This is a genomic window from Embleya sp. NPDC025285 (assembly GCF_055558835.1).
In genome coordinates this window covers 77,313-87,070 of record NZ_JBVHLU010000039.1, presented here as the reverse complement: position 1 = coordinate 87,070, position 9,758 = coordinate 77,313, and the positions used below count along the sequence as shown (strand labels likewise).

Here is a 9,758-nt window from a genome sequence, read left to right as displayed (position 1 = left end):
TGGGGAGGGAAGAAGAGAAAGGGGTGGGTTGGTTTGGTGTGCGGGTGTGGTGAGGTGCTCCCTGGCCCCCCTTTGTACCCCAAGCGTGGGGGGGGGGGGGGGGGGTCCCCCCCCCCCCCCCCCGACACCATCGCGACGAACGGCACGAACACCCCGATCAGACCGGTGGCCACCTTCCCCTTGGCCAGCGCGCACAGCGCGAAGGTCAGGTTGAACACGACCACCGTCGCGGCCACCGGCTTGCTGTCGCCGTCGCCGAGGCCGAGCGGGTTGGCGCCGACGAACAGCAGCAGCCCCATCGCGGCGGTGATCAGCACCGCGTCCACCGACTTGCGGCCGTCCGCCGCCCAGTACACGTCGTCCAGGTGCACGAGCAGCGCGAACTCGTCCAGCGTGAGTGCGGCGCCCATCCCGAAGAACCCGGCGAGCACCTGCCGCAGCGCGCCGCCCGGCTCGTAGGCGAACTCCAGCGCGCCCGCGATCAACATCAGGAAGATCCCGTACACCTGGTGGTGCACGTGCACCTTGCCCACCATCATGTTCCGGAACGGGCCCTTGCCCGCCCGGATCAGCCGGGTGATCAGTCGCGTCACGGCGAAGGTGAAGATGAACGCGACGAGCATCCAGCCGACGCCGTGTGGCCCGGCCTCGGCGTCGCCCGCCAGCCCCGTCGTGGTCGAGATCCAGCCTTGGTCGTGCACAGACCCGTCCCTGCTCGCGATTCCCGTGTGAGGAGGATTGTCCATGATCGAATGGACCGAACGGCGCCACCGCCGCACCGGTGCGACGGCGACCGGATCGAATCGAGGTTAGGACGCGCATGGCCCTCCCCACGACTTCCACCGAGGTGACCTTCCCGGCGGGCGCCGGCACCGGCACCGCACCGATCCTGGCCGCGCCCGTGCTGCCGGACGGGCGGACCGCGCTGGTGGTCGCGCGCACCCCGTTCCACCCGCTGGACCACACCTGGCCGGACCAGCCCGCCGACACCGGGGTGATCCGGGTGGCGGGCGCGGAGTTGGCCGTGGCGGACTGCGTGACCGGCGCGGTCGGCCCGGACGGGGAGTTCGCGGTGGGCGAGGCGATCCCGGTCCGGCGCGGCGACGAGGACTGGTCCTGGCTGGTGCTGCACGTGCTCGCGCAGGCTCCCGGCGATCCGGACGACCTGGTCGGGGCGAGCGCCGAACTGATCGTGGACGCCGAGCGTCGGGCCGCGCTGAGCGCCGCGCACACCTCCTGCCACCTGCTGGCCTTCGCGCTCAACGCGGTACTCGCGCCGCGCTGGCGCAAGGAGGTGCGTACCGACAGCCTCGGCCGCCCCGACTTCGACAACCTGGCGATCACCTCGTCCCGGATGGACGTGGGCGGCAGCCGCGACGACTACCGGATCGGCAAGTCGCTGCGGAAGAAGGGCTTCACCGCGGACGGCCTGGCCCAGGACCTGCCCGGCGTGCGCGACGAGGTCGAGGCGCTGCTCGGACAATGGCTGAAAACCGACGCCGAGGTGCGGATCGAGGTGCCCGGCCCGGCGCTCACCGCCCGCCGGGTGTGGCACTGCGGACTGCCGGACGGCGACGCGCACATCCCGTGCGGCGGCTCGCACCTGGGCCGGCTCGGCGAACTGCGCGCCCTGGCGATCGAACTGACCCTGGACGAGGACGGCGCGCTGGTCGCGCTGACCCGGCCCGAGCGCGTCTGACCCGACCCGGCGAATTCCTCCACCGCACCCCCGGGAACCGGTCCCACGCTGCGGACGTTACCTTCGGAAGGAATTCTCTTTGCCTAATCATGACCTGGTCGGGGGACTTCCGACGTCCGCCATCACCCGTTCCAGGAGGCTCACGCCGTGAACACCATCGCCCTGGGTCCATCGTTCCTGGACCCCGACAAGCTGATCTCCACGTTCGGCCTGATCGGCATCCTGGTGATCGTCTTCGCCGAGTCGGGCCTGCTGATCGGCTTCTTCCTGCCGGGCGACTCACTGCTGTTCACCACCGGTCTGCTGGTCTCGGACGGCAAGTTCTCGCAGCCGCTGTGGCTGGTGTGCCTGCTCCTGTGGGTCGCGGCGGTGGTGGGCGACCAGGTCGGCTTCCTGTTCGGCCGCAAAGTGGGGCCGTCCCTGTTCAACCGGCCCGATTCGCGCTTCTTCAAGCGGGAGAACGTGGAGAAGGCGCACGAGTTCTTCGAGAAGTACGGCCCGCGCTCGATCGTGCTGGCCCGGTTCGTGCCGATCGTGCGCACCTTCACGCCGATCGTCGCGGGCGTGGCCCGGATGAAGTACCGCACGTTCGTGGTCTACAACGTGATCGGCGGGTTCCTGTGGGCGGTGGGCGTCACGCTGCTCGGTTACTCGCTGGGGCAGGTGCGATTCGTCCGGGACAACATCGAGTTCATCCTGGTCGGCATCGTGCTGATCTCGGTGCTCCCGGTCGCGATCGAACTCCTGCGCGCCCGCTCGGCGTCGCGCAGGCGGGCCGAGACGGACCCGGAGCCGTCGTCCGTCCCGGGGCGGGGCCGGCACCGCGCGGGCGACGACCGGCCGGACGCGGAGACCGATCGTCGGCGCTGAGCCGTACGGGTCGGTGCCGGGCGCCAATAGAGTTCACGCCATGCGCGCTCAACTTCTGGCCCGGGCGACCCTGCCGTCCCTGTGGAGTCTCGACCGCATCCCCGGCGCGGCGGCCTGGCTCGCGCACGGTGTGGACGGCTCGCTCGTCGTGCTCGACGACTCGCTGACCACCGTGCGCGAGGTACGACTGCCCGAGGACTGGCGGGGCGGCCACTCGGTCACCCCGGACCTCGGGCACTTCGTCGCCTCGGCACCGGATCGGGTCGTGGTGCTGGATCCGGACGGACGCGAGGTGTGGGCCCACCCGCACGTGCCGTGGGAGGCCGAGGAGGCCGGCTCGAGCGCGGTCACCTCGGCCGGGGTCTGGGCGGTGGTGCGGACCGCGGAGGGGGACCGGTGTGTGCTGCTCGACGGCGCGGACGGCTCCGCGCTGGCGACCTGGCCGCTGGACCCGACCACCGTCGGCTCCGAACTGCTCCCGCACCCCGACGGCGTGCACGTGGGCCTGGCCGCGTCGCACGCCGACGACGCGTACCGGATCTTCGTGCTCCGCGCGGACGCCCCGGGCGCGGTCGCCCAGGTGCCGCCGGGGGACAGCCGGGTGCTCAACGACATCCACGGCTCCGGCCGGATGATGCTGACCACGCCGATCGAGGCCGGTCCGCTGGGGCTGGTGCGCTTTCCGGACGGCGCGGTGATAGCGGCCCGACCGGGCGAGCAGGTCTTCCCGGACCAGGACGAGGTGTTCGACATCTACGCCGGCTTCGTCCGCCGCGACCTGGTGCTCGCCGCCTCCTCGGGCGAGCGGCACGTGCTGTTCTCGGTGCCGGACCTGCGGGCGATCGCCGAGGTCGAGTACCCCGAGGACGCGCCGCGCGAATGGCTCGTGGTGCGCTCCGACGGCGTGTGGCTCACCGCCGACTCGGAGTCGGGAACGGTGTGCACGTGGTCCCTGGAGCAGTCGATGGCGACCGGCTGAACCGAGCGCCGGCCCGACGAGGTCCGGGCACGGGTGTGTGGCCGGCGGGACCCGCGTGCGTACCGGTGTTCGGGTCGACCATTGAGGGATAAGCCCATTAGCGGGAAATGTGTGGCTTGTGGTGCGGTTGTGACTACGGCTCGTTAGCGTGAGATGACCTGCCCGGAATCGGAACCCCCGGTTCCCCTCGGTGCCCGCCGCTTGGAGGGAGACCGCATGCCTCGATCGTTCATCCATGCCGCAGTCCCTGCCGGACTCGCCGCCGTCCTCGTCCTCACGATCACCCCATGGGCCTTCGCCGACGATCCGGCAGGCTCCGGCTACCCCGGGGCCGACCAACTCGACCAGGCACAGGACGCGGTCACCGGCAAGGTCTCGGACGTCGGCCTGATCGAGGCCGAACTCGATCGTGCGGCGAGCGACCTCGAGCGGCTCGACATCCGCGCCGGCGTCGCCGTCGAGGCGTACAACGGGGCCGTGGTGCTGCGGGAGCAGACCCGGGACCGGGCCGTCGTCGCCGACGGACACCTGCGTACGGCCGACGCGCAACTGGGCCTGGCCCGGGCCGAACTCGGCCGGCTCGCCGCGCAGACCTACCGGATGGGCGGCGGTGCCCGGCTCGGCGGCTTCCAGGCGGTCCTGGGCGCCGACTCGCCCGCCGACATGGTCGCCCGGATGGAGAGCCTGCGGCGGATCTCGCAGAACGGCGACGACACCGTGCGGCGCGGCACCACCGCCGTCCGCGAGGCGGCGACAGCCAAGGCCGACGCCGTGCACACGGCGGAGGCGGCCGCCCGCGCGACCGAGGCGGTGCGCGCGGCCAAGGACCGGGTCGAGGCCGAACTCGCGGCGCAGCAGCGCCGCGTCGGCGAGATCGCGGCCCGGCGCACCGCGCTGCTGAGCGAACTGGCCGAACTGAAGCAGACCTCGGTCGCCCTGGAGACGCAGCGTCGGGACGACCTGGCGGCCGAGGCTCGGCGTCGCGCCGAGGAGCAGGCCCGCGCTCGGGCCGAGGCCGAGGCCGAGGAGGCCCGACAGGAGGCCGACCGGCAGGCCCACGAACAGGCGGCGAGCAAGGCCGCCGAGACGAGCGGGCCCGCCAAGCCGGCCAAGGGCACCGACCCGGCCACCGCGACCCGCGCCGACACCTCGGGCAAGGCCACGACCGCCGCCGGCGTGTCCGCCGCGATCGCCTACGCCAAGGCCCAACTCGGCAAGCCCTACGTGTGGGGCGGCGAGGGCCCGCGCGGCTACGACTGCTCGGGCCTGGTGATGCAGGCGTGGCGCAAGGCGGGCGTGAACATGCCGCACTTCGCCGCCACGCAGTACTTCGAGAGCAAGCCCGTGTCCTACCGGAACCTGCGTCCGGGCGACCTGATCTTCTGGAGCGAGACCAAGAGCGCGTCCGACATCCACCACGTCGCGATGTACCTGGGCGGCGGCCGGATGATCCACGCGCCGCGCACCGGCGACGTGATCAAGATCAGCAACATGTTCTACATGGGCACCCCGGACTACTACGCCCGCCCGTCCTGACCGCGTCCCGAGCCCTGCGGACCGATTCCCGAGTGCCCGGGACGACGAACGCCGGTCGGCGACGGCCGCCCCGGTTGTGGGGTGACCGTCGCCGACCGGCGTTCGCGTGTCGTGCTACCGGGTCAGTGGTGACCCTGCTCGGTGAGCCGCTTGCGCGAGGCCTCGACCTCGGCCTCGGCCTCGTCGCGGCCGACCCAGTTGGCGCCCTCGACCGACTTGCCCGGCTCCAGGTCCTTGTAGACCTCGAAGAAGTGCTGGATCTCGAGCCGGTCGAACTCCGAGACGTGGTGGATGTCACGCAGGTGCTCCACGCGCGGGTCCGTGGCCGGCACGCACAGGACCTTGTCGTCGCCGCCGGCCTCGTCCGTCATCCGGAACATGCCGATCGCCCGGCACTTGACCTGCACGCCCGGGAAGGTCGGCTCGTCCAGCAGCACCAGCGCGTCCAGCGGGTCACCGTCCTCACCGAGGGTGTCCTCGATGAAGCCGTAGTCCGCCGGGTAGCGCGTCGACGTGAACAACATCCGGTCGAGCCGGATGCGGCCCGTCTCGTGGTCCACCTCGTACTTGTTGCGCGATCCCCGGGGGATCTCGATGGTGACGTCGAACTCCAAGGCTCCTCCATAGTGCTGCGCCGGGACCGTTGCCGGGACCGTTAGGGTCGTTCTGTCCGCGAGGCCGAACCCGGCACAGGTCCCGGACAGAACCTGATCTCGTCTCAGTGTCTCGCATGGCCGGTGGTCCGGCGGAAGGGGATGGTCTCGCGTGGCCGGCACCAGGAGCAAAGCGATCGCCGCGGTGGTGGCGGCCATCGTGCTGGCCGTGCTCGTGACGCTCGTGCACGGGTCGTGGAAGGGCGAACGCCTGGCCCGGGCCGACGAGGACACCAAGCGGGTGGCGAGCGCCGCCGCGCCGCCGGTGCTCGCGCCGGTGTCCGGCGACGCGGCCGGGGCCACCCCGACCGAGGCCGGCATCCGGGCCGCGCTGGAACCGTTGGCCAAGGCGACCGCGCTCGGCGCACCGCCCGCGGTCGCCGTGGTCGACGCGCTGACCGGGCGCCCGCTGTACGGCGCCAACCAGGAGCGCGCGGCGACGCCGGCGTCCACGACCAAGATCACCACGGCGGTGGCCGCGCTCACCGCGCCGGGCCCGAACCACCGGATCGCGACCCGGGTGGTGCCCGGCGCGACGCCCGGCACCATCGTGCTGGTCGGCGGTGGGGACCCGACGCTGACCGCGCTCGACGGCGGGCAGTTCGGCGCCGGCTACCGGCCCGCCCGACTGTCCGACCTGGCGACGGCGACGGCGGCCGCGCTCAAGGCGAGCGGCACCACGCAGGTCAAACTCCAGTACGACACCACGCTCTACACCGGGCCGGCGCTGCACGCGATCGGCGTCAACGAGAACATCGCGCCGGTCGTGTCGCTGATGGTCGACGAGGGCCGGGTGGACCCGACCGTGGTCGGCAAGGAGAGCAACCGGGTGGCCTCCCCGGGCATCGACGCCGCGAAGAAGTTCGCCGCCCAGCTCAAGACCGCGGGCATCACCGTCGACGGCACGCCCGCCCCGGGCACCGCGCCCGCCGCCGGCGCGCCCGAACTCGCCTCCGTGCAGTCCCCGCCGCTGTCCGCGATGGTCGAGCAGATGTTGACGTTCAGCGACAACGACCTGGCCGAGGCGCTGCTGCGGCAGGTCGCGATCGCCAAGGGGCAGCCCGCGAGCTTCCAGGGCGGCACGGTCGCGGCGCGCCAGGTCCTGGAGGGACTGGGCGTCCCCTACGGCGCGTCCAACCTCAAGGACGGCAGCGGGTTGGACAAGGAGGACAAGCTCACCCCGCAGACCCTCGTGCAGACCCTCGCGGTGGCCGCGTCCCCGGCGCACCCCGAACTGCGCTGGGCGCTCACCGGCCTGCCCATCGCGGGCTTCACCGGCACCTTGACCGACCGGTACGGGGCCACGAGCGGCTCCGCCGACGCGGCCGGCGTGGTCCGTGCCAAGACCGGCTCGCTGACCGGGGTCAGCACGCTGTCCGGCCTGGTTCGGGACAAGGACGGCCGACTGCTCGCGTTCGCGATCCTGGCCGACAGGTTCACCGGCGACCCCGACCCGGCTCGTGCGGCGATCGACCGGATGGCGGCCGCGCTGGCCGACTGCGGCTGCGCCGGCTGAGGCGCGCCGGTCCCGGCGTTCGACCCGGTCCGCGCCGCCTCGCGGATCCACCGAATCCGCGATCCGCACAAGTCGCGGGCCCCGGTTCCTCTTTCGAGGCCGCGCCGAGCACGTACCGTGGCGGTATGACGAGCGGCAACGGTGCGGACATGATCGATTGGGACCTGGCCGTGGCGACGGCGAACCGGCTCGTGCGGCCGGGACCCGACGTCGGACGGGACGAGGCGCGGGCGGTCGTGGCGGAGCTGCGCGCGCACGCCAAGACGTCCGAGGGGCACGTACGGGCGTTCACGGGACTCGATTCGGGCGACAACGACACCCCGGTTCTGGTGGTGGACCGACCGGGCTGGGCGCGCGCCAACGTGCAGGGCTTCCGGCACGTGCTGCGCCCGCTCCTGGACAAGGTGGAACAACGCCGCGAGAACATGCCGGGCGGTGCCGCGCTGGGCACCGTGGGCGGCAAGGTCACCGGCCTGGAGCTGGGCACGCTGCTCGCGTTCCTGTCCTCGCGCGTGCTCGGCCAGTACGAGACCTTCGCACCGCAGACCCCGGGCGCGAGCGGGCACGGCCCCGGGCGGCTGCTCCTGGTCGCGCCCAACATCGTCCAGGTCGAGCGCGAGCTCGGGGTGGACCCGCACGACTTCCGGCTGTGGGTGTGCCTGCACGAGGAGACCCACCGGACCCAGTTCACCGCCGTGCCGTGGCTGCGCGACCACCTCGAACAGGAGATCCACGGCTTCCTGGGGCAGACCGAGGTCGACCCGTCGGCGGTGCTCGGCCGGCTGCGCGAGGCGGTCTCCACGTTCGCCGGCGCGCGTCGGGGCGGCGGTGAGGGCGACGGTGACGGCGGCTCGCTGGTCGAACTCGTGCAGACGCCGGAACAGCGCGAGATCCTGGGCCGGATCACCGCGGTGATGTCGCTCCTGGAGGGGCACGCCGACTTCGTGATGGACGGGGTCGGGCCGCGGGTGATCCCCACCGTGGCGGAGATCCGGGAGAAGTTCGCCGAGCGTCGGGCCCAGGGCACCGGGCGGCTCGACCAGGCACTGCGCAAGCTGCTGGGCATGGACGCCAAGCTGCGCCAGTACCGCGACGGCGAGCGGTTCGTACGCGAGGTCGTCGGTCGGGTCGGCATGGAGGGCTTCAACCGGGTGTGGACCTCCCCGAACACGCTGCCCACCAAGGCCGAGGTGGCCGAGCCGGGCACGTGGGTGGACCGGGTGCACGGCAAGGCCGGCACCGGGCCCGCCGGGACCGAGGGCCCCGCCGACCCCGCGTGAGCCGACGCGCGAGACCCGACGCGGCGCCGACGCGGCGCCGTCTCGGGCCGCGGCGGGCCGGCGGCGGCCCGCCCGCGTCCTCATCCGGGCGACATCCGGTGGTGTCTGCGGCCCGGTGCGCTTCGGGTGACGTAGCGTGGGCAAACCAATTCTCTTCGGCATTTCTCGCGGAGGCCGCGACCTCCGCGAACCGGCCGAACCGGACGTGCAAGGAGGTGTCGTCGAGCCGTGGGACCCCATCCCGCCGTGGCCGCCACCAGGCTGGCCGTCCGCAAAACCCTGCGCGAGCTGCAACCGGGTGATCTCGTCCTGGTGGCCTGCAGTGGTGGCGCGGACTCGTTGGCGCTCGCAGCGGCCACCGCGTTCGAGGCCCCCCGCGCGGGTCTGCGCGCCGGAGCCATCACCGTCGACCACGGTCTCCAGACCGGCTCCACCCGCCGGGCCGTGGACCTGGTCGCCCGGCTGCGCGACCTGGGCCTGGGCCCGGTCGACGCGCTCGGCGTCACGGTCGGCACCCGAGGCGGCCCCGAGGGCGCCGCGCGGCTGGCCCGCTACACCGCCCTGGACACCGCCGCCAAGACGCACGGCGCCGCGCTGGTGCTGCTCGGACACACCCTGGAGGACCAGGCCGAGACCGTCCTGCTCGGGCTCGCCCGAGGCTCCGGCGCCCGCTCGCTCGCCGGCATGCCGCCGCTGACCGGCCACTACCAGCGCCCGTTCCTGGAGCTGGGCCGCGACATCACCCGCCAGGCGTGCGTCGCGCAGGACCTGCTGCCGTGGGAGGACCCGCACAACGCCGACCCGGCGTACACCAGGGCGCGGGTGCGGCACGAGGTGCTCCCGGTGCTGGAGAAGGCCCTGGGTCCCGGGGTGTCCGAGGCCCTGGCCCGCACCGCGCGACTGTTCCGCGACGACGCCGAGGCACTCGACCAGTGGGCCGACCGGGCCCAGGCGGACGTCACGCACGACGACGGGGAGCTGGAGGTCGCCGGGCTGGCCGAGCTGCCCGCGGCGGTGCGCCGCCGGGTACTGCGCCGGACCGCCGTCGGCGCGGGCAGTCCCTCCGGCGCGTTGTTCGCCCGGCACGTGGAGGCGGTGGAGAAGCTGGTCATCTCGTGGCACGGCCAGGGACCCATCCACCTGCCCGGGGGCGTCGAGATACGCAGGCGGTGTGGCAGGCTTCTCTTTCACCGGCCGGCTCAATCCTGACCGGTGACCGCGGGGC

9 protein-coding genes are annotated in these 9,758 nt (G+C 72.9%); 7 read left to right on the top strand and 2 right to left on the bottom strand.

Features of this window, described 5'->3' with window-relative positions; all coding sequences use genetic code 11:
• Positions 1-701: hypothetical protein (locus tag ACZ4FV_RS25770; protein ID WP_465323306.1), on the bottom strand; the 701-nt coding region annotated here is incomplete at its 3' end.
• Positions 702-820: 119 nt separating this feature from the next.
• On the opposite strand from ACZ4FV_RS25770, the gene ACZ4FV_RS25765 reads away from it, so the two are divergent.
• The 4 genes from ACZ4FV_RS25765 to ACZ4FV_RS25750 all read left to right on the top strand — a co-directional run bounded on the left by ACZ4FV_RS25765 (position 821) and on the right by ACZ4FV_RS25750 (position 5,084).
• The gene (locus tag ACZ4FV_RS25765; protein ID WP_465323305.1) at positions 821-1,699 is read left to right on the top strand and encodes an alanyl-tRNA editing protein; all 879 of its coding nucleotides are present in this window, start codon (positions 821-823) and stop codon (positions 1,697-1,699) included.
• Between the two features lie 147 nt (positions 1,700-1,846).
• On the top strand, positions 1,847-2,569 hold the full coding sequence (locus ACZ4FV_RS25760; protein ID WP_395866761.1) for a DedA family protein: 723 nt from the start codon (positions 1,847-1,849) through the stop codon (positions 2,567-2,569).
• A 40-nt stretch (positions 2,570-2,609) separates the two neighbouring features.
• A complete protein-coding gene (locus ACZ4FV_RS25755; protein WP_395866763.1) occupies positions 2,610-3,548 on the top strand; it encodes a hypothetical protein in 939 nt (312 codons plus the stop codon).
• A gap of 216 nt (positions 3,549-3,764) precedes the next feature.
• Positions 3,765-5,084, top strand: a complete 1,320-nt coding sequence (locus tag ACZ4FV_RS25750) for a C40 family peptidase (protein WP_465323304.1) — start codon at positions 3,765-3,767, stop codon at positions 5,082-5,084.
• Between the two features lie 122 nt (positions 5,085-5,206).
• Here ACZ4FV_RS25750 and ACZ4FV_RS25745 read toward each other — a convergent pair whose 3' ends face one another.
• On the bottom strand, positions 5,207-5,698 hold the full coding sequence (locus ACZ4FV_RS25745) for an inorganic diphosphatase (RefSeq protein WP_395866767.1): 492 nt from the start codon (positions 5,696-5,698) through the stop codon (positions 5,207-5,209).
• A gap of 151 nt (positions 5,699-5,849) precedes the next feature.
• On the opposite strand from ACZ4FV_RS25745, the gene dacB reads away from it, so the two are divergent.
• The 3 genes from dacB to tilS all read left to right on the top strand — a co-directional run bounded on the left by dacB (position 5,850) and on the right by tilS (position 9,742).
• Positions 5,850-7,253: a D-alanyl-D-alanine carboxypeptidase/D-alanyl-D-alanine endopeptidase gene (gene dacB / locus ACZ4FV_RS25740; RefSeq protein WP_465323303.1), complete on the top strand. Its 1,404-nt coding sequence runs from the start codon at positions 5,850-5,852 to the stop codon at positions 7,251-7,253.
• A 125-nt stretch (positions 7,254-7,378) separates the two neighbouring features.
• Positions 7,379-8,533 carry a zinc-dependent metalloprotease gene (locus ACZ4FV_RS25735; protein ID WP_465323302.1) on the top strand — a complete coding sequence of 385 codons (1,155 nt, stop codon included), beginning with the start codon at positions 7,379-7,381 and terminating at the stop codon, positions 8,531-8,533.
• Positions 8,534-8,761: 228 nt separating this feature from the next.
• Entirely contained in the window at positions 8,762-9,742 is a 981-nt protein-coding gene (gene tilS / locus ACZ4FV_RS25730) for a tRNA lysidine(34) synthetase TilS (RefSeq protein ID WP_402234498.1), read from the top strand.
• Positions 9,743-9,758 lie beyond the last annotated feature (16 nt).